The following is an 18,653-nucleotide window of genomic DNA, read 5'->3' on the forward strand; positions in this document are numbered from 1 at the left end:
GCCAGGAGCGCGAAGGGAGGTTCGGTGCCAGACGAGTACGGCCATTCCGGTACCGACCCCCAGGCCGACACCTCGGCGCGTGCCCGGCTCAGCAGGTCGAACCGGGAACAGTCCACCGGGGGCAAACGGCGCCGCTCGATGGACACCTATGGCGGAATCAGCGTTTCCGACGTCGTGGCCAGGAGCACCGGCAGGCATGCCCGCCCGGACCCCGAGCCGTCCGAGCCGCAGGCACCCCAACAGGCGCAACCGCCGCAGCAGCCCCGGCAGCCGCGCCCGGCCCAGCCGGAGGCAGCCCGGCCGCCGCGGCCGCGCAGGCCGGCAGGCACCCGCAGGGAGGAAAGACCCGCGGGCAGGGAAGAACCCCCGACCCAGCTCAGGGAACCGGCCGCCGCACGACCGCCCCGGCAGCCGAGGCAGCCGCAGGCGCAACCACCAGCGCAGCCCGAACGGCCGCCCGCGAACCCCCAGCAGCCCCCGAAGCAGGCCCCCCAGCAGCCTGCGCAGCCGCCACCGGCAGCACAACAACCGCCGCCTCCGGCACGGAAGGCGCCCCCGCGGGCGCAACCACCGCAGGCGCGGCCGGGGCGGCCGCCGCAGGGCAACCGGGCAGCGGAACCCGCAGCACCGGAGCAGCCACGCAGGCGGCGTCCGCAGCAGCCGAACACCGGCCCGCGCCCGGTACCCCCGCCGCAGGCTCCGCAGCACGGCGAGCGGGACCAGCGGCAGGCCCGCCCCGCGGCACCGCAGCAGCCGTCCGCACCGCGCCCGAAGCCGCAGGTTCCGCCATCACCGCAGGGTGAACGGGAACAGCGGCAGGCCCGTCCCGAACCGGCCGAGCAGACCAGGGTCACCGGCGCGGCCCCACCGCCGCCCCGGCGCAGGCCACCGCGGCAACCGGCGGCACCGCCGCTGGAGCCGATCGAGCTCACCGACCAGCTCGAGCCGGTCGGTGAGGCGACCATGCACCGCAGGCAGATCGACGAGACGCTGGCCCGCTTCTCCGCCGCACACGACGAGCTCGCGGCAGAGGAGCAGGAACGCAAGCAGCGGCGGGAGCGGCTGCTCGCGCGACCGGCGCAGTTGCTGGAACAGACCAGGACGAGACTGCAGCGGGTGGTGCTGACCGGCGAGCACAAGCGACCCGGCCCAGAGGACAAGGAGGAGGCGGAGGACGCCACAGCGGCCGCCGAGACGGCCGAGCCCGCCCCGGAACCGGAGTCCGACCCGGAGCAGCAGGCACCGCGGACCCGGCTGCAGGAGAAGAAATCACGGCGCAACCACCGTTCCCTGCTGACCGCCCGGATCACCGCCGCCGTGGTGGCCGGGCTGGTGTTCCTGGCCACCGGTGTCGGCTGGGGCACCAAGACCTGGTTCAACGGCAAGTTCAACGAGATCGCCGCGCTGGACGAGGGTTCGAAGGACATCCGCAACGCGGCAGGCCAGACCGGGGACGAGAACTTCCTGATCGTCGGTTCGGACACCAGGGAAGGCGCGGAGGTCGAGGACAACGTCGGCAACGCGACCGCCATCCCAGGGGCCCGCTCGGACACGGTGATGCTGGCCCACATCCCGGCCGACCGGAAGCAGGCCGTGGTCGTGTCCTTCCCGCGGGACCTGGAGATCTCCCGGCCCGACTGCGAGCGGTGGAACCCGGAGACCGGGCAGTACGGCGAGGTGGTGCGCGGGGCGGCGCAGGTCAAGCTGAACTCCGCCTTCCGGGCAGGCGGGCCACGCTGCGTGACGAAGGTGATCCAGCAGCTGTCCGGGATGAAGGTCAACCACTTCGTCGGCATCGACTTCAACGGCTTCAAGCACATGGTGGACGCGGTCGGCGGGGTGAAGATCCACACCGACGGCCCGGTCAAGGACCAGGAACTCGGCCTGATCATCGCGGAGAAGGGGGACGTGGTGATCTCCGGTGACCAGGCGCTGAACTATGTGCGGGCGCGCAAGGTCTACGGCGACCCGACATTCTCCGACTACGGCAGGATCAAGCGACAGCAGCAGTTCCTCTCCTCGCTGCTGCGTGCCACCCTGTCCAGGGACGTGCTGTTCGACGTCGGAAAGCTCACCGGTTTCGTGAATGCCTTCGCCTCCGCCACCTTCGGCGAGAACATCGGGATCGACCAGATGCTCACCCTGGCGCAGTCCATGCAGGGGCTACAGGCCAGCAAGGTGCAGTTCCTGACCATCCCGACCGTCGGCGAAGCCAATGACCGGGGCAACGAGGTGCTGCTGGAAGAGCAGAGCTCGGAACTGTTCCGCGCGCTGATCGACAACACTCCGCTACCCGGCGAGGACGGCAACTCGCAGGAACCCTCTGAGCAGGCCCTGCCTTCGGAGTAACGGGCACCGTCCGCGGATCCGTAAGACCGGGTTCATGTCGGGTTCATCCGGATATGCGCCGCCGGTGCCGCGTTCGCCGTATGGTGGCGCCATGCGCGAGGCTTACCACGTCGAACTCGAACAACTGGCCCAGAACCTGGCCGTGATGTCCGGACAGGTCGCGGACGCCATGGAGCGGGCGACTCAGGCACTGCTGGATACCGACCTCGGTCTGGCCGAGCAGGTGATCAGCGATGACGCCAAGGTAGACGACGCGCGGGCGGACTGCGAGGAACAGGCTTACGCACTGCTGGCACTGCAGGCACCCGTGGCCACCGACCTGCGGACCGTGCTCGCGGCGATCCACGCGGCGGAAAGCCTGGAGCGGATGGGGGATCTCGCCCTGCACGTCGCGAAGGCGGCCCGGCGGCGGCACCCCGATGCCGTGCTCCCCGAACAGGTCCGGGACGACTTCGCCAAGATGGGCAAGGTCGCGGTGCGACTGGCCCGCCAGGCGGAGCAGGTGATCAAGACCAGGGATGTGGACGCGGCCCGCAGTCTGGAGAACGAGGACGACGCCGTGGACGAGATCCACCGCAACCTGTTCGCCGTGATCATGGACAAGGACTGGCCGCACGGGGTCGCCGCCGCGGTGGACGTCACCCTGCTCGGCCGGTTCTACGAGCGGTATGCCGACCACGCGGTCTCGGTCGCCCGCCGGATGGTGTTCGTCGTCACCGGAAAGATGCCGGGCTACGGCTCGGATGACGACGTGTAAATTACCCACCGAAATCACGCCCAGCTCACCCGGAGTACCGGGCGAGCTACTGTGCGCGAAAAATACCCGGATGACTGGTTACGTCTCCGTGACGTAGCCGTGATGACGTTCTATTGCCCGGCTCCGTTCACTTTTCATTCACTCGTATTGCCCTGCCGTGTCACGTCGCCCTCTTAGCGTCCTGGCTCGTGAGCACACAGAGCTACCGCTCACGCCGACAGGCTTTCACTGAGGTACTCCGAAAGAGGTTAATTGTGAAGCGTACCACCCTGGGCCGTATCGTCGCGCTGCCTGCGGCAGCCGCGCTCACGCTCGGGCTTGCGGCCTGCGGCGCCGCCAACGAGTCGAACGAAGGCGGGGAGACCGGGGAGAACGGCGGCTCGGGTTCGGGCGTCTCCGGCACGATCTCGGGCGCGGGCGCCAGCTCGCAGGAAGCCGCGATGCAGGCATGGACGGCGAGCTTCTACGAGAACAACCCGGACGCCACCGTGAACTACGACCCGATCGGCTCCGGTGGTGGCCGCGAGCAGTTCGTGAACGGCGCCAGTGACTTCGGTGGCACCGACGCCTACCTCGACGAGGAGGAGCTGGCCAAGGCGCAGAACCGCTGCGGTCAGCTGGTCGAGATCCCGACCTACGTGTCGCCGATCGCGATCATCTTCAAGCTGGACGGCGTGGACGAGCTGAACCTGAAGCCTGCCACCATCGCCAAGATCTTCAACCAGCAGATCACCAGCTGGGACGACCAGGCCATCGCAGCCGACAACCCGGGGGTGGAGCTGCCGAGCACCCCGATCACCCCGGTGAACCGCTCGGACGAGTCGGGCACCACGGAGAACTTCGTCGACTACCTGAAGGCCGCCGCGCCGCAGGACTGGCCGCACGAGGTCAGTGGTGACTGGCCGGTCCCCGGCGGTGAGGCCGCCCAGGGCACCTCGGGTGTGGTGCAGGCCGTTGGCGCAGGCAACGGCACCATCGGCTACGCGGACGCCAGCCAGGCAAACGACCTGAGCACGGTGAAGGTCGGCGTCGGCGGCGAGTTCGTCGCCTACTCCCCGGAGGCCGCGGCCAAGGTGCTGGACGTCTCCGAGCGGGCGGAGGGCCGCGGCGAGTACAGCTTCGCCTACGACCTGGCCAGGGACACCACCGAGTCGGGCACCTACCCGATCGTGCTGGTCTCCTACAGCATCGCCTGCTCCACCTACGAGGACGCGAACAAGGCCGAGCTGGTGAAGGCGCTGTTCGCGCACATCGTCAGCGAGGAGGGCCAGCAGGCCTCGGCCGAGGCCGCGGGCTCGGCGCCGATCTCGGACAACCTGCGCTCCCAGGTGCAGCCCGCGATCGACGCCATCTCGGCTGGCTGATCACATTACGAATACCAACCGACCTCTGGGTGGCCGCCGGTCCTGGCGGCCACCCAGCGGCGCGAACCGGGCCGGTTCGCCGGATGCACGAGAAAGGGAATGAACGTGCCCCCCAGCACAGCTAGTCCGACCCGCGGCCGCGCGCGGCAACGGCCGGGGGATCGGGTCTTCTCCGGGCTGTCCACCGGAGCGGGTGTACTGATCCTCGTCGTGCTCGCGGGGGTCGCCACCTTCCTGCTGGTCGAGGCGTGGCCCGCGCTGGTCGCGCCCACCGACGAGATCCCTGGCGACGGCGGGCTCGTGGTGTACATCTGGCCGTTGCTGTTCGGAACGCTGCTCTCGGCACTGTTCGCCCTGCTGCTCGCCGCTCCGCTTGCGGTGGCCGTCGCCCTGTTCATCACGCACTACGCCCCGCGCAGGCTGGCGCAGGGGCTCGGTTACCTCGTCGACCTGCTCGCCGCGGTGCCCAGCATCATCTACGGCCTGTGGGGCGCCACCGTGCTGGCGCCGGCCACGGTGCCCGCCACGGACTGGCTGGCCGAGAACCTCGGCTTCATCCCGCTGTTCGCCGGGCCGTCCTCGACCACCGGGCGCACCATGCTGGTCGCGATCCTGGTGCTCACCGTGATGATCCTGCCGATCATCACGGCCGTGATCCGCGAGGCCTTCCTGCAGACCCCGCGGCTGCACGAGGAGGCATCGCTGGCGCTTGGCGCAACCCGCTGGGAAATGATCAAGATGGCGGTGCTGCCGTTCGGCCGCTCCAGCATCATCGGCGCCTCCATGCTGGGGCTGGGCCGCGCGCTCGGCGAGACGATGGCGGTGGCGATCGTGCTCTCGGTGTCCGGCGGGATCACCTTCAACCTGATCAGCACCGGCAACCCCTCGACCATCGCGGCCAACATCGCACTGGAGTTCCCCGAGTCCACCGGCATCGACGTGAACACGCTGATCGCCGCGGGCCTGGTGCTGTTCGTGGTCACCCTGCTGGTGAACATGGCCGCCCGCGCGGTGATCAACCGGCGTCGTGAGTTCTCAGGAGCCAACTGATGAGCACCCCGACCACCTCCCAGAACCAGGGACCCGACCTGGACACTCCGGTCGGCGGCATCCCGCTCAGCCACGGCACGATCCCCAAGTACGCCCCGCAGGCCACGCTGGTGCTGGCCGCCGTCGCGGGCCTGCTGCTCAACCTGGCCGGGATGAGCATCGGCCTGGCCGCCGTGCTGGTCGCGGTGCTCTACGCGGTGGTGATCTACGTCTGGTCGGCCAGCGTGGAGGGTTCCCGCAAAGGTAAGGACCGGCTGGTGACCGCCGTGGTCTACTCGGCCTTCCTGCTCGCCCTGCTGCCGCTGATCTCGGTCGTGGTGACCGTGGTGAGCGAGGGCTTCGCCCGGTTCGACGCGGAGTTCTTCTCCTACTCGATGCGCGGTGTCGTCGGCGAGGGCGGCGGGATCTACCACGCCCTGATGGGCACCCTGATCGTCACCGCACTGGCCGCCGTGATCTCGGTGCCGATCGGCATGCTGTGCGCGATCTACCTGGTGGAGTACGGCCGCGGCAAGCTGGCCAAGGCGATCACCTTCTTCGTGGACGTGATGACCGGTATCCCCTCGATCGTGGCCGGCCTGTTCGCCGTCTCGCTGTTCGCGCTGTTCTTCGGACCAGGGGTCCGGATGGGAATCATGGGTGCGATCGCGTTGAGCGTGCTGATGATCCCTGTGGTGGTCCGGTCCACGGAGGAGATGCTCAAGCTGGTCCCGAACGAGCTGCGGGAGGCCGCCTACGCACTGGCGGTGCCGAAGTGGCGGATGATCGTGAAGGTGGTGCTGCCGACCGCGCTGGCCGGGATCGCCACCGGGGTCACCCTTGCCATCGCACGGGTGATCGGGGAGACGGCGCCGCTGCTGCTCACCGTCGGGATCACCTCCAGCGTCAACCTCAACCCGTTCGACGGCAGGATGGCCACGCTGTCGGTGTTCTCGTACTACGAGTACGTCAGCCCCGGCGTCCCACCGGAACCTTCACTCGAACGGGCCTGGGCCGCGGCGCTGACCCTGATCATCATCGTGATGGCGCTGAACCTCGTGGCACGTGTCATCTCCCGACTGTTCGCACCCAAGACCCGCGGCTGAGCGCGGAAATACCGGATAGGAAGTACAGTGGCCAAGCGCATCGAGGTCAAGGATCTCGACATCTACTACGGTTCGTTCCTCGCCGTGCAGGGCGTGTCGATGACGATCCAGCCCCGGTCCATCACCGCGCTGATCGGGCCGTCCGGCTGCGGCAAGTCGACCTTCCTGCGCTCGATCAACCGGATGCACGAGCTGGTCCCGAACGCCCGCGTCGAGGGTCAGATCATGATGGACGGTGAGGACCTCTACGGCCCCACCGTCGACCCGGTCGGGGTGCGCAGGCAGGTCGGCATGGTCTTCCAGCGGCCGAACCCGTTCCCGACCATGTCCATCTACGAGAACGTGGCGGCCGGGCTGCGGCTGAACAACCAGCGGATCAAGAAGAAGGACCTGGACGACCTGGTGGAACGCTCGCTGCGGGCGGCGAACCTCTGGACCGAGGTCAAGGACCGGCTGGACAAACCGGGCTCCAGCATGTCCGGCGGGCAGCAACAGCGGCTGTGCATCGCGCGGGCGGTGGCGGTGCAGCCGGAGGTGCTGCTGATGGACGAGCCGTGCTCGGCCCTTGACCCGATCTCCACCCAGGCCATCGAGGACCTGATGACCGAGCTGCGGTCGGAGTACACGATCGTGATCGTCACGCACAACATGCAGCAGGCGGCGCGGGTCAGCACCACCACCGGCTTCTTCAACCTGCGTGGCGTCGGCCAGCCCGGCGAGCTGGTGGAGATCGACGAGACGACGAAGATCTTCTCCGCACCGAGCAACAAGGCCACCGAGGACTACATCTCCGGCCGGTTCGGCTGACCGATCCGCGATCCTTCGGGTTCACCGCTCGTACTGGACGTCCACCTCGTACTCGGTGAACCCGAGCCCGCGGTACACCGCGACCGCGGGGGCGTTGTCCCCCTCGACGTAGAGGATGACCTGGCCGAGCCCGCGCGCCCGCAGGTAGCGCAGCCCGGCCAGGGTCAGCGCCTTGCCCAGCCCGCCGCCCTGCGCGCCAGGGTCGACGCCCACCACGTACACCTCTCCCACCGGTCGCCCGTCGAACCGGTTCGGGTTGGCCGGGTGGATCTTCGTCCAGTGGAAGCCGAGTAGCTTGCCGCCGGTGTCCTCGGCGAGGAAGAACCCGGCCGGGTCGAACCAGTCCTGTTCCTCGGTCGCGCGCAGGTCGGCGACGCTCATCCGGCCCTGCTCGGGGTGCCAGTCGAAGGCACGGGCGTTCACCTCGACCAGGGCCTGCTCGTCCTGGCCCGGCACGAAGGGGCGCAGTCGCACTCCGGGCGGCGGGCTCGGCTCCGGCCAGTCGGCTGCTGGCGCATCGGCCACCCGCAGCACCAACAGTTCGCGCGCCCTGGTCAAGCCGGCCCGTTCGGCCAGCCGGGCCGCGCCGGGGTGGTCCCCGTGCGCCCACACCCGCAGCCGGTCCCCTGCGCGGTCCACCAGTGCCCGCAGCATGGCGGTGCCGATGCCGGCGCGGCGCCGCCGCGGGTGCACGATCAGCTCGGCGACCTGCCTGCCGAAGGCGTCCCCCGTGGTGTCCAGGTGGGCGCAGCCCGCCAGCTCGCCGTCGACGGTGGCCAGTAGATAGCTGCCGCCGCGAAACTCACCCGGCAGGCCCTGCTCGGGCAGTTCCGGCCTGCCGTCGGCGTCGCGGGCGGCCAGCAGCAGCCCGCGTACCGACTCGGCGTTACCGGCGTCCAGCTCCTCGACCCACGCTGTGTCCATAGAACAAGGCTAGCGGCGCGTAGCGCCTCCGTTTGGCGGTGGTGGGAGACGGGCGGGCCAAGGCTAGCGGCGCGTAGCGCCTCCGTATGTGGACGGCCAACGCACGGATGTGGACGGCAAACGCGTGCGCGTGGGCGGCAAACACACCGGGATCAGGTGACCGAGAACTCCCTCGCCTCGACCCGCTCGGGCACGGCCGGACCTGGGGTCTTCGCGGCGCCCTTGGCCGGGCGCTCGAACTTGTACCCGACATTGCGCACGGTGCCGATCATCTGCTCGTGCTCGGGGCCGAGCTTGGCGCGCAGCCGCCGGACGTGCACGTCCACGGTGCGGGTGCCGCCGAAGAAGTCGTAGCCCCAGACCTCCTGCAGCAGCTGGGCCCTGGTGAACACCCGGCCAGCGTGCTGCGCGAGGTACTTCAGCAGCTCGAACTCCTTGTAGGTCAGCTCGAGGGTCCGCTTGCGCAGCCGCGCCGTGTAGGTGGCCTCGTCGATCACCAGGTCGCCGACCCGCAGTTCGGCTTCCACCTGGCCTGCCGCGCCATCCCTGGTGGTGGCCAGCCGCAGCCGGGCGTCCACCTCGGCCGGGCCCGCGGTCGGCAGCAGGATGTCGTCGGTACGCCATTCCGAGCTCACCGCGACCAGGCCGCCCTCGCCGATCACCGCGATCACCGGGGTGAGTACCTCGTCGTCCCCTGATCCCTTGAGCAGCCTGCACAGGCTTTTCGCGGAGGCGAGATCGCTCCGGGCATCCAGCAGGATCAGGTCCCGGTGTCCCGCGTCCAGCAACGCGGTGACCTCCGGCGCACGCACGCGTACCGTATGCGGCAGCAGGTCGAGCGCGGGAAGCACCGAGGTGGCGTCTTGTTCCCCAGTCAATACCAGCAGGTCAAGGCTCATTCGCCACACCGCCTCGTCAGAATCGTCGCCAGCCCTCACCGGAGGGCCCCGCTCCCGCCTGCTTCGTTGCCTCGGGCACGGCTTCGGTCGGTGCTGAGTAAGAATAGCCGGTGAACGTGCACATGTCGTCCCCATGACATCCGCATCACACCAGCTCGGGCAGGGTGGCGGGGGCACAAGGGCCAACCAGGTGAAAGAACGGACGCAATTGTGAGCAGCACCGTGACCCAGCCCAACCGGCCTGGACCCACTCCGGCGGGCCGGCGCGGGGGGCGGCGGACCAGGAAGATCATCATCGTGCTGGTCGTGCTGCTCGGCCTGCTGGTCGGCGCGGATTTCGCGCTCGCCGCGGCCGCCGAGCACACGATCTCGCAGAAGGCACGGGAGCAGCTCCAGCTCAGCGACGACCCCGCGGTGACCGTGCACGGGTTCCCGTTCAGCGTGCAGGCGCTCTCCGGTGACTATGGCCACATTTCAGTGCACGCCACCGGCATCCCTGTGCAGGACACGCTGCGCGATGTGGAGATCAACGCCGACCTCCGGGATGTGGACGCCCCGCTGTCCGACCTGCTGAACGGCGATGTCGACAAGATCAAGATCGGCACGCTGGAAGGACAGGTGCGGCTGAAGGAGAGCGATATCGCCAGGGTGGACCCGCTGAGCAAGATCGAGAATCTGCAGATCGAGCCGTCCACGACGGAGTACGTGCAGCACGGCGACGACGCCGGCACCGACGCCGACGGCACCAAAAAGGACGAAAGCGGGGAGACCGACGCGGCCGAGGACGAGTCCTCGGCCGGGATCCGGCTGTCCGGCGAGGTGCAGATCGCGGGCGAGCGGCTGGAGATCTTCGCCTTCGCCATGATCCAGCTGGACGGCAGCACAGTGCGGATCACGCCGGAACGCCTGCAGTTCGGGAATGACAAGGAGACCACCGTTGTTCCCCAGGACGTCCAGGAGGCATTGTTGCCGAACTTCGAGGCGGACATCAGCACCGGCGGCCTGCCGTTCACGGTGACCCCGACCGCGATCAAGGTCGAGTCGGGCGCGCTGGTGGTGAAGGGCGAGGCCAAGGACGTGACGTTCGCCGGTGTTTCCCAGGGGTGACACGGTCATGATCGGGTTGTGGGTGGTGCTCGGCACCCTGGTACTCGGGCTGGCCGCCGGGGTCGCGCTGCGCGCCCGCAACGGCAGGGTGAGCACGGCCAGGCGGCCGGAGCGGGAGCTGCCCGTCCCGGTCGCCGAGGCACTGGACCGGGACAACCCGGTGACCCTCGTCCAGCTGTCCACCACCTTCTGCGCCCCCTGCCGGCATGCCAGGGCGGTGCTGTCCACCCTGGCCGAGCGCACCGAGGGGTTGCGGCATGTGGACCTGGACATCACCCAGCGTCCCGAGGTGGCCCAGCGACTCGGCGTGCTGCGCACACCCACCACCCTCGCGCTGGACCCCGGCGGCCGGGAGCTGATGCGGGTGCACGGCGTCCCCAAGTCCGCCGACCTGCTCACCGCGCTCCGCCCGCACCTCCCCTCCTGACCAGCCCGCGCAGTGCTCCCGGGATATGGGAACCGTCTCAGTGCGTGAGCATGGTTCCCACTCTGAGGGAGTATCGGTACCCTGAGGCTCGTGGAACGGCTGCCTCTCAATCTGCTCACGCAGCGCCGCGCGGTGGATCTGTGCCGCGTGCGCAGCAGCCTGTGTCGACCGCAGCGGAACGGCCGGTAGCAGCGACCCGCATCCGCCGCTCGACCGCCGGTTCCCGCACTCGCGTCCCCTCCGCGTCCTCCCTTGCCGAGCCAAGGAGCTGACATGTCCGGACCAGCCGTCGACCCCCGCGGCCCGCGCTTCGCGGCCGTACTGACCTCGGTGGTGCTCGTCGTCGTGCTGCTCACCAGCTGGTGGCCGCTGCTCGCGGCGCAGACGGTGGTGTTCGCGATCGGGGCGTTCATCGGGTTGAAACCGGCGCCGTACTCGGTGCTGTACCGCACCCTCGTCGCGCCCCGGTTGCGGCCGACCACCGAACGCGAGGACGCCGCCCCGCTGCGGTTCGCCCAGGCGGTCGGGTTCGTCTTCGCGCTGGTCGGCACGATCGGCTACGCGGCCGGGCTGACCTGGCTCGGCCTGGTGGCCACCGCCTTCGCGCTGTTTGCCGCGTTCCTCAATGCCGCGTTCAACTTCTGCCTCGGCTGCGAGATGTACCTGCTGATCCGCAGGTTCCTGCCGCGGGCGGGAGCCCAACCGTCCTGATCAGTGTCAACCCACCCATGAAGAAAGTGAGTGCCGCTCAATGAGCCGTGAAGACGTCCTGGTCACTACCCAGTGGGCAGAGGAGAATCTGGACACCCCCGGCGTGGTGTTCGCCGAGGTCGACGAGGACACCACCGCGTACGACGGTGGCCACATCCGCGGCGCGGTGAAGATCGACTGGAAGAACGACCTGCAGGACCCGGTGCGCCGTGACTTCGTGGACTCCGACGGCTTCGCCAAGCTGCTGTCCGAGAAGGGCATTGGCAATGACGACCGGGTGATCCTCTACGGCGGCAACAACAACTGGTTCGCCGCGTACGCGTACTGGTACTTCAAGCTGTACGGGCACGACAAGGTGCAGTTGCTGGACGGCGGCCGGAAGAAGTGGGAACTGGACGGCCGTGAGCTGACCACCGACGAGGTCAAGCGCGAGCCGACGAACTACGTCGCCAAGGCTCCGGACAACTCGATCCGCGCCTTCCGCGACGAGGTGGTCGACGCGATCAACACCAAGAACCTGGTGGACGTGCGCTCCCCGGACGAGTTCAGCGGCAAGCTGCTCGCCCCCGCGCACCTCCCGCAGGAGTCCGCGCAGCGCGCCGGGCACATCCCGAGCGCGGTGAACGTGCCGTGGGCGAAGACGGCGAACGAGGACGGCACCTTCAAGACCGCCGAGGAGCTGAAGGAGCTGTACGACGAGGCCGGGCTGGACACCGGCAAGGCGACCATCGCCTACTGCCGGATCGGCGAGCGCTCCAGCCACACCTGGTTCGCCCTGCACGAGCTGCTCGGCCTGACGGACGTGAAGAACTACGACGGTTCGTGGACGGAATACGGCTCGCTGGTCGGCGTGCCGATCGAGATTGGAGCCAAGTGATGAGCGACGGTTGCGGCGCGCCGGTGCAGACGGCGACCTCTTCGGATGTGGACACCGGCGGCCAGGTGGTCGTCGCGGGCAAGGTGACCGGTGCGGCGGGCCCGCTCGGCGGCGCCTACGTGCGGCTGCTGAACGCGGACGGCGACTTCGCGGGCGAGGTGCAGGCCTCCCCGGAGGGCGACTTCCGGTTCTACGCCGCGCCCGGCACCTGGACCGTGCGTGCGCTGCACGCCTCCGGCAACGGCGAGGCCTCGGTGACCGCCGACGGCGCAGGTCTGCATCAGGTGGAGATCCCGGTAGCCGCCTGAGCGAGGATCGTGGAAAGGACCCGGGTGCATCCGGATGCGCCCGGGTCCTTCGCGTGCGGTGACCGTGCTCACCGGGTTCACCCTGCGCCGGGCCGGGCCATGGCCGGGGGGCTATCCTCCGGGGCGTGGAGATTGTGTTTACGACCCTGTTGATCCTGGCCATCATCGGGACGACCTGGTTCGGCGGTTACGTCGTCTACCGGCTGTACTCGGACCACCGCTGAGCCGGAAGAGCACTGAGTATGTCGACCGATGGCAACGAGGCGATCGAGGCGGCCGCGGAGCGCGCGAAGCAGACCGCGGGCCGCAACATCCCGCAGCTGGAGGACCTGCCGATCCCCGGCGACACGGCGAACCTGCGGGAGGGCCCCAACCTGAACGACGCCTGCCTTGCGCTGCTCCCGTTGGTCGGCGTCTGGCGCGGCGAGGGTGAGATCAACTACCCGACCATCGACGGTCCGGTCCGGTTCGCCCAGCAGCTGACGATCTCGCATGACGGCAGGCCGTTCCTGCTCCACGAGGCCCGGTCCTGGCTGCTGGACTCCGATGGCAACGTCATCCGCCCCGGCGCGCGGGAGACCGGCTGGTGGCGGCCGCAGGACGACGACAGCATCGAACTGCTGCTCGCGCACAACACCGGCATCATCGAGCTGTTCTACGGCAAGCCGCGCGGCCAGAGCTCCTGGGAGCTGGGCACGGACGCGGTGGTGCGCTCGGTCAGCGCCAAGGAGGTGACCGGCGCGCAGCGGCTGTACGGCCTGGTGAACAACGGGGACCTCGGCTACGTCGAGGAGCGCGCGATGGTCGGCCAGCCGATGCAGCCGCATGTCTCGGCCTACCTGCGCCGCGTGGTCGGCTAACCCCTCCCGAAAACACCCTGAACGTGGCGTTCGCGACGTCAGACGTCTCAATCGTGCCGTTCGCGACGTTGAACGTCCGGAAAGCCACGTTCACCGCACTGCAGGGCGGGGTTCGTCGGGGGCGGGCTAGCGGTAGACGGCCTCGTAGGCCTCGGCCAGCTCCGCGTGCAGCTCGGTGGAATCCGGCAGGGCGACCCCGTCCAGGGTGTGCACCCTGGTCAGCTTGCGCACCGAGGAGGCGAGGAACACCCCGTCCGCGGTCGGCAGGTCCGCCACCCGCAGCGGCTCGATCTTGGTGGTCCAGCCTGCCAGCTCGGCCCCGCGGAACACCGCGGCCTGGGTGGTCCCCGGCAGGATGCCGATGCTCGGCGGCGGGGTGTACAGCGTGCGGCCCCTGGCGAGCAGCACCGTCGAGGTCGGCCCCTCCAGCACCGAGCCGTCGCCCGTGGTGAACACCACGTCCGCCGCGCCCCGGCGGGCGGCCTCGCGCACGGCGGCCATGTTGATGCCGTAGGACAGCGACTTCGCGCCCAGCAGCAGCCAGGGCGCCCGCTCGGCCAGCCCGGGCTCGATGCCCCGCTCCAGGGTGACCGCCGCGATGCCCTCCGCCCTTGCCTTGATCACCTTGGCGTCGATCTCCATGCCGAGCGCGAATCCGGTCGGCTCGGCCTCCGGGTCGCCCTCCCTGCCCCTGGTGTAGACCAGCTTCAGCGCCATGTCCCCTGAGCCCGGCCAGTTGTCGATCACCAGCTGGGTCAGCCGTTCCCAGGCCGCGCCGTCCGGTTCCGGTAGGTCCAGCATCGAGGCCGAGCGGGCAAGCCGGTCCAGATGCGGCCCGAGTTCGCGCGGTTCGCCGTCCGCGACCAGCACGGTCTCGAAGATGCCGTCCCCGCGCAGCAGGCCGAGATCATCCACCCGGATATGGGCGGCGTCGGGGTCGGCGAGGGTCCCGTCCAGGAAGGCAAGCACGCGCATGCCCTCACGGTACTCACCTACGATCGGAGGCATGATTGTGAACTCCCCGCTGCAGGACCTGCCCGGCGCGGTCGCCGCCCCAGAGGGTCATCCGGAGGCCGGTGTGCCGTGGCACTGGGGGGACCCGTTCGCCGAGCAACGCACCGCCGCCCGCGCCGCGGTGGTGGTGGACCGCTCGCACCGGGAGGTGCTGGCGGTATCCGGCGAGGAGCGGCTGTCCTGGCTGCACCTGGTGATCTCGCAGCATGTCACCGGGCTGCCGGAGGGTGCGGGTACCGAGGCGCTGGTGCTGGACAGCTACGGCCGGATCGACACCCATATGGTGCTGGCGCACCTGGACGGCACCGTGTACCTGGACTCCTACCCCGGCGCGCAGGCCACCAGCGCGCTGCCGAAGGGCGGGAAGCAGAGCCTGCCCGAGTACCTCGAGGCGATGAAGTTCTGGTCGAAGGTGGACATCCAGGACCGCGGCGAGGACCTGGCGGTGCTCAGCCTGCTCGGGCCGGAGGTGCCTGCCGTGCTCGCCGCGCTGGGCATCGAGCTGGAAGCCGCGCCCTACGCGGTTGCCCCGCTGCCCGGCGGCCTGGCCAGGCGGATGCCGTGGCCCGGGCCGGAGGCGGTGGACCTGCTGGTACCCCGGGCCGAGCTGACCGGATGGTGGCGCCGGATCACCGAGGCGGGCGCCCGGCCTGCGGGCAGCTGGGCCTTCGACGCATTGCGGGTGGAGTCGCTGCGGCCACGGTTCGGGGTGGACACCGATGAGCGCACGATCCCGCACGAGGTCGGCTGGATCGGCTCGGCCGCGCACGTGGCCAAGGGTTGCTACCGCGGGCAGGAGACGGTGGCCAAGGTGCACAACGTGGGCAGGCCGCCGCGGCATATGGTGCTGCTGCACTTGGACGGCTCGCCGGAGGTCACCCCGGAGACCGGGGACCCGGTGCTGCGCGGGGAGAAGGAGATCGGCCGGGTGGGCAGCGTGCTGCAGCACCACGAGCTGGGGCCGATCGCGCTGGCGCTGGTGAAGCGGTCCACTCCGGTGGACGCCGAGCTCCTTGCCGGTGCCGAGGACCGGGTGGCGCAGGCGGCCATCGACCCGGACTCCGTCCCCGAGGAGGGTGAAGCTCCTGGCCGCGAAGCGGTGAAGGGCCTGCGCGGGTGAGTGGTGTGGGGAGCACGCGACCTCCGGCCCCTGGCGCGCTCGCGGGATGTAGAGCAGGATGGCGGCGTGATCGAAGTCCGGCCAGGTGGGCGTCGTCGGATCGACCGGGTCCTCGCCGCCGACTACGTGCGTGATCTCGGCAGCCTCCCGTTGGGGACGCTGCGGGAACGCCGGAACGAGGCCGCGCAGGAGGAGACCGACCTTTCCTACTTGCGGCGGCTGCTGCATGCCCGCATCGACATCGTCCGGGCCGAGCAGCAACGCCGCAGTAGCGGCGGGGCGGACAGCGTGGTGGACCAGCTGGCGGCGATCCTCGCCGCGAACGCGCTCGGGCCCGCGACCGGCTCGGGGCGTCACCAGCCGCTGGAGCCGTCCCGCGCGGGTGAGCACCGGCGGCATGCCGAGGCGCTGGTCGGTGACGCGGACCTTTCCGACGTCGGCGCGCTTTCCGACGGAAAACTGGACGATGCGCTGGCGACCTACCGGGAGCAGGAGGTTTCGGTGTCCACCCGGCGCCGCGAGGTGCAGACCGTGGTGGACACCATCAACGCGGAGATCGCGGGCCGGTATGCACAGGGCACCGCATCGGTGGACGAGCTGATCAGCCGCGAGCGCGGGCACGAGGAAGGGACCACCGCCTAGATGGACAATCCCGTTCTGGTGGAGGTTGTCCGATCAGGGTTCGTGGAGAGCGTGCACCACGGCGCGCTGGTGATCCTCGGCCCTGGCGGCACACCGCTGCTCGAGCTGGGCGATGTGCGCAGCCCGGTGTATCCACGTTCGGCGAACAAACCGCTGCAGGGGCTTGGCATGCTGCGGGCCGGGCTGGAGCTGGACGAGGCCGACCTCGCGCTCGGCTGCGCCTCGCACAACGGCGAGCCGGAGCATGTGCGCAGGGCACTGGCGCTGCTGGAGCGGCACGGCCTCGATGAGCAGGCGCTGGCCTGCCCGCCGGACCAGCCGCTGCACGATCCCTGCCGCGCCTTCCAGGCCAGCAGGCGTGCCGCGATGAACTGCTCCGGCAAGCATGCCGCGATGCTGGCCACCTGCGTGCAGACCGGCAGGCCGACCGCTGACTACGAGCATCCCGAGCACAAGCTGCAGCGGACCATCGCGGAGACCATCGCCGAGGCCACCGGGGAGCCCATCGCGGCGACCGGGGTGGACGGCTGCGGTGCGCCACTGTTCGCCTTCTCGCTGACCGGGCTGGCCCGCGCCTACCAAGGGCTGGTCACCACCGAGGGCGACCAGCGCCGGGTCGCCGACGCGATGCGGGCGCATCCGTGGCTGGTGGCCGGGACCGGCAGGGACGACACCCTGCTGATGCTCGCCGTGCCCGGGTTGCTCGCCAAGGGCGGGGCCGAGGGGGTGCATGCCATGGCGCTGCCGGACGGTACCGCGGTGGCGCTCAAGATCGACGACGGCGCCGCGCGGGCCAGGGACCCGCTGCTGGTGGCGGCGCTGCGCGAACTGGGCGCGCTGCCGGACAGTCCGGCGGCCCGCTCGGTGCTGGACGGCCTCGCCGCGGGCGAGGTGCGTGGCGGCGGGCGCCGGGTCGGCGAGCTGCGGGTGCGCGCCGGAGCCCTCCGCCTCAGCTGATGGCAAGCGGGGGGCAACGGCTGGGTGGCGCTAGTTGAAGCGTTCCCGCGCGGCCAGCTCGCTCCAGTAGTCCCGCAGGTCCTGGAACAGCTCGGCGAGTTGTTCCACATTGCCCGCACGCAGCGCGTCCAGGATGCGGTGTACCTCCTCGGCCGAGCTGTCCGAGTCCAGGATCGGGTCGGCGATCAGCTGCACCAGCCCGCCGTAGTCGAGCTCCACCGCGGAGTTCGGGTGGAAGTTGTCCAGCCAGCGCGCGGTCTCGGACAGGATCCGGCTCGGCCCCGAATCACCGATGGTGTTGTGCACCAGCTCACTGGCCTCGGCGACCCGGCGACGGGCGTCCCCCATCGAGGCCCGCCAGGACAGCTCGCGTTCCGGGTCGTACCGTCCCGAGCCGAGCACCAGCCGCTTGCGCTCCGGCTCGATCAGCGAGAACCAGGGCAGCGGCACCGTCCAGGTGGTGGACAGCACATGCATGGCGGAACCGCCGAGCTCGCCGAGCGCAGCGGTGGTGCGGGCCCGCACCGACTCGGCCGTGGTTCCCGCCGTGGCGAGCACGGCTTCGCGCAGCGCAGGATGAGCGTCGCCGAGGAAGCTCACCAGCGCGGCGGCGGAACGGGCGCGAAGCTCCAGCGGGCACACCAGCGGCCCCGGCCCGACTTCCTCGCCCTCGGTGTCCGGCGGGACATCCTCGGTGTCCAGCACCAGCACATCGGTCAGCGCGCTGGGGGCGGCACTGCCATCGGCGAGCTCCGCGGGCAGCAGCCGTATTGGCGCCGCAGTTTGTGATCTAAGCCACATCAACTGCTCACGCTCGCCCGCGCTCGCCCTGGTCAGGCGGGCTTCTTTGACGGCCTTGACGAGCTGTTCCTCCGGCGGTTCACCGAACGCCGACAACGGCTCGTACACCCGGAGGTAGGCCACGAACGGACGGAGCACAGGGGCATCGTGGCACGTCGCCGCCGGAGGGCAAGCACCGGCCGTACCGAGTCCTGGAAAGCCCGATAGTGCGTGTGGCAGCGCGAAAGCCTGTCGCGTCTCGCACACCGTGCCGCGTCGCGTCATCCCCCATCGACACGGTACGGTGTGTTCAGGAATTAGTTGTCGAGACGACGCGGGGCCGCCGATTCCCCCGGCCGCCCCGCCCCTGTGCGAGGGGGTCGAGCCATGGGGCGCGGCCGAGCCAAGGCCAAGCAGACGAAGGTGGCCCGGGAGCTCAAGTACAGCACTCCCAACACGGACTTCGAAGCGCTGCAGCGGGAGCTGTCCAGTAACTCGTCCGAGGACGAGTACAAGGACGAGCAGCGTTACGAGGACCCATACGACGACGGGTACGACGACCGTCGTTGACGTACGCATCGCGCTCGAGGGTGGGAACCAGCTCGCCACTGGGAC

20 protein-coding genes are annotated in these 18,653 nt (G+C 69.9%); 16 read left to right on the top strand and 4 right to left on the bottom strand.

The features are described from left to right. The first annotated feature begins 24 nt into the window (after positions 1-24). From KOI47_RS33480 to pstB, 6 genes are all read left to right on the top strand, one after another. Positions 25-2,349: an LCP family protein gene (locus KOI47_RS33480; protein WP_232376428.1), complete on the top strand. Its 2,325-nt coding sequence runs from the start codon at positions 25-27 to the stop codon at positions 2,347-2,349. Positions 2,350-2,440: 91 nt separating this feature from the next. Beyond that, the gene (gene phoU, locus KOI47_RS33485) at positions 2,441-3,106 is read left to right on the top strand and encodes a phosphate signaling complex protein PhoU (protein WP_216211314.1); all 666 of its coding nucleotides are present in this window, start codon (positions 2,441-2,443) and stop codon (positions 3,104-3,106) included. A gap of 254 nt (positions 3,107-3,360) precedes the next feature. Further along, positions 3,361-4,470 (top strand): phosphate ABC transporter substrate-binding protein PstS, encoded by a 1,110-nt coding sequence (pstS, locus tag KOI47_RS33490; RefSeq protein ID WP_216211317.1) that lies wholly within the window; start codon positions 3,361-3,363, stop codon positions 4,468-4,470. 99 nt (positions 4,471-4,569) lie between these two features. Next, on the top strand, positions 4,570-5,520 hold the full coding sequence (gene pstC, locus KOI47_RS33495) for a phosphate ABC transporter permease subunit PstC (protein ID WP_216211320.1): 951 nt from the start codon (positions 4,570-4,572) through the stop codon (positions 5,518-5,520). After that, complete coding sequence (gene pstA / locus KOI47_RS33500; protein WP_216211322.1) at positions 5,520-6,605, top strand: phosphate ABC transporter permease PstA; 1,086 nt, start codon at positions 5,520-5,522, stop codon at positions 6,603-6,605. The genes pstC and pstA overlap by 1 nt, the downstream gene beginning before the upstream one ends. Positions 6,606-6,632: 27 nt before the next feature. Beyond that, positions 6,633-7,412 (top strand): phosphate ABC transporter ATP-binding protein PstB, encoded by a 780-nt coding sequence (pstB, locus tag KOI47_RS33505; RefSeq protein WP_216211324.1) that lies wholly within the window; start codon positions 6,633-6,635, stop codon positions 7,410-7,412. A gap of 21 nt (positions 7,413-7,433) precedes the next feature. On the opposite strand, the gene mshD is transcribed toward pstB, so the two are convergent. Both mshD and KOI47_RS33515 read right to left on the bottom strand, forming a co-directional pair. After that, positions 7,434-8,336, bottom strand: coding sequence for a mycothiol synthase (gene mshD / locus KOI47_RS33510; RefSeq protein ID WP_216211326.1), 903 nt, complete (start codon positions 8,334-8,336; stop codon positions 7,434-7,436). A gap of 152 nt (positions 8,337-8,488) precedes the next feature. Further along, positions 8,489-9,235 carry a winged helix-turn-helix transcriptional regulator gene (locus KOI47_RS33515; RefSeq protein WP_216211329.1) on the bottom strand — a complete coding sequence of 249 codons (747 nt, stop codon included), beginning with the start codon at positions 9,233-9,235 and terminating at the stop codon, positions 8,489-8,491. Positions 9,236-9,442: 207 nt separating this feature from the next. Between KOI47_RS33515 and KOI47_RS33520 the strand changes: the two genes are divergently transcribed. The 6 genes from KOI47_RS33520 (at position 9,443) to KOI47_RS33545 (ending at position 13,525) form a co-directional block, all read left to right on the top strand. Further along, positions 9,443-10,342, top strand: a complete 900-nt coding sequence (locus KOI47_RS33520) for an LmeA family phospholipid-binding protein (RefSeq protein WP_216217735.1) — start codon at positions 9,443-9,445, stop codon at positions 10,340-10,342. Positions 10,343-10,349: 7 nt separating this feature from the next. Further along, the gene (locus KOI47_RS33525) at positions 10,350-10,769 is read left to right on the top strand and encodes a TlpA family protein disulfide reductase (protein WP_216211332.1); all 420 of its coding nucleotides are present in this window, start codon (positions 10,350-10,352) and stop codon (positions 10,767-10,769) included. Between the two features lie 273 nt (positions 10,770-11,042). Beyond that, a complete protein-coding gene (locus KOI47_RS33530) occupies positions 11,043-11,480 on the top strand; it encodes a DUF4395 domain-containing protein (protein ID WP_216211336.1) in 438 nt (145 codons plus the stop codon). Positions 11,481-11,520: 40 nt separating this feature from the next. Continuing rightward, the gene (locus tag KOI47_RS33535; protein ID WP_216211339.1) at positions 11,521-12,357 is read left to right on the top strand and encodes a sulfurtransferase; all 837 of its coding nucleotides are present in this window, start codon (positions 11,521-11,523) and stop codon (positions 12,355-12,357) included. Then, positions 12,357-12,665, top strand: coding sequence for a DUF1416 domain-containing protein (locus KOI47_RS33540; protein WP_216211342.1), 309 nt, complete (start codon positions 12,357-12,359; stop codon positions 12,663-12,665). Before KOI47_RS33535 ends, KOI47_RS33540 begins: the two co-directional genes overlap by 1 nt. A 242-nt stretch (positions 12,666-12,907) precedes the next feature. Next, positions 12,908-13,525, top strand: a complete 618-nt coding sequence (locus tag KOI47_RS33545; RefSeq protein WP_216211344.1) for an FABP family protein — start codon at positions 12,908-12,910, stop codon at positions 13,523-13,525. Between the two features lie 126 nt (positions 13,526-13,651). Here the strand turns inward: KOI47_RS33545 and KOI47_RS33550 are convergent, their stop codons facing one another. Continuing rightward, positions 13,652-14,500, bottom strand: coding sequence for an aminodeoxychorismate lyase (locus KOI47_RS33550; RefSeq protein ID WP_216211349.1), 849 nt, complete (start codon positions 14,498-14,500; stop codon positions 13,652-13,654). Between the two features lie 31 nt (positions 14,501-14,531). On the opposite strand from KOI47_RS33550, the gene ygfZ reads away from it, so the two are divergent. From ygfZ to KOI47_RS33565, 3 genes are all read left to right on the top strand, one after another. Next, complete coding sequence (gene ygfZ, locus KOI47_RS33555; protein WP_216211352.1) at positions 14,532-15,659, top strand: CAF17-like 4Fe-4S cluster assembly/insertion protein YgfZ; 1,128 nt, start codon at positions 14,532-14,534, stop codon at positions 15,657-15,659. 66 nt (positions 15,660-15,725) lie between these two features. Beyond that, positions 15,726-16,301: an RsiG family protein gene (locus KOI47_RS33560; protein ID WP_216211356.1), complete on the top strand. Its 576-nt coding sequence runs from the start codon at positions 15,726-15,728 to the stop codon at positions 16,299-16,301. Beyond that, on the top strand, positions 16,302-17,258 hold the full coding sequence (locus tag KOI47_RS33565; RefSeq protein ID WP_216211359.1) for an asparaginase: 957 nt from the start codon (positions 16,302-16,304) through the stop codon (positions 17,256-17,258). It abuts the gene before it with no gap. 30 nt (positions 17,259-17,288) lie between these two features. Here KOI47_RS33565 and KOI47_RS33570 read toward each other — a convergent pair whose 3' ends face one another. Continuing rightward, the gene (locus KOI47_RS33570) at positions 17,289-18,197 is read right to left on the bottom strand and encodes a hypothetical protein (protein WP_216211363.1); all 909 of its coding nucleotides are present in this window, start codon (positions 18,195-18,197) and stop codon (positions 17,289-17,291) included. 228 nt (positions 18,198-18,425) lie between these two features. On the opposite strand from KOI47_RS33570, the gene KOI47_RS33575 reads away from it, so the two are divergent. Next, a complete protein-coding gene (locus KOI47_RS33575; RefSeq protein ID WP_141999320.1) occupies positions 18,426-18,608 on the top strand; it encodes a DUF3073 domain-containing protein in 183 nt (60 codons plus the stop codon). Positions 18,609-18,653 lie beyond the last annotated feature (45 nt).

It is taken from the genome of Amycolatopsis aidingensis (assembly GCF_018885265.1).
GTDB lineage: Bacteria > Actinomycetota > Actinomycetes > Mycobacteriales > Pseudonocardiaceae > Amycolatopsis > Amycolatopsis aidingensis.

Excerpts from the sequence above, each read along its gene's own strand:
- KOI47_RS33565 (WP_216211359.1), top strand. The coding sequence starts at position 16,302 with ATGGACAATCCCGTTCTGGTGGAGGTTGTCCGATCAGGGTTCGTGGAG.
- KOI47_RS33550 (WP_216211349.1), bottom strand. The coding sequence starts at position 14,500 with ATGCGCGTGCTTGCCTTCCTGGACGGGACCCTCGCCGACCCCGACGCC.
- ygfZ (WP_216211352.1), top strand. The coding sequence starts at position 14,532 with ATGATTGTGAACTCCCCGCTGCAGGACCTGCCCGGCGCGGTCGCCGCC.
- KOI47_RS33575 (WP_141999320.1), top strand. The coding sequence starts at position 18,426 with ATGGGGCGCGGCCGAGCCAAGGCCAAGCAGACGAAGGTGGCCCGGGAG.
- pstC (WP_216211320.1), top strand. The coding sequence starts at position 4,570 with ATGAACGTGCCCCCCAGCACAGCTAGTCCGACCCGCGGCCGCGCGCGG.
- mshD (WP_216211326.1), bottom strand. The coding sequence starts at position 8,336 with ATGGACACAGCGTGGGTCGAGGAGCTGGACGCCGGTAACGCCGAGTCG.
- KOI47_RS33540 (WP_216211342.1), top strand. The coding sequence starts at position 12,357 with ATGAGCGACGGTTGCGGCGCGCCGGTGCAGACGGCGACCTCTTCGGAT.
- phoU (WP_216211314.1), top strand. The coding sequence starts at position 2,441 with ATGCGCGAGGCTTACCACGTCGAACTCGAACAACTGGCCCAGAACCTG.
- KOI47_RS33535 (WP_216211339.1), top strand. The coding sequence starts at position 11,521 with ATGAGCCGTGAAGACGTCCTGGTCACTACCCAGTGGGCAGAGGAGAAT.
- KOI47_RS33525 (WP_216211332.1), top strand. The coding sequence starts at position 10,350 with ATGATCGGGTTGTGGGTGGTGCTCGGCACCCTGGTACTCGGGCTGGCC.
- KOI47_RS33530 (WP_216211336.1), top strand. The coding sequence starts at position 11,043 with ATGTCCGGACCAGCCGTCGACCCCCGCGGCCCGCGCTTCGCGGCCGTA.
- KOI47_RS33515 (WP_216211329.1), bottom strand. The coding sequence starts at position 9,235 with ATGAGCCTTGACCTGCTGGTATTGACTGGGGAACAAGACGCCACCTCG.
- pstA (WP_216211322.1), top strand. The coding sequence starts at position 5,520 with ATGAGCACCCCGACCACCTCCCAGAACCAGGGACCCGACCTGGACACT.
- KOI47_RS33545 (WP_216211344.1), top strand. The coding sequence starts at position 12,908 with ATGTCGACCGATGGCAACGAGGCGATCGAGGCGGCCGCGGAGCGCGCG.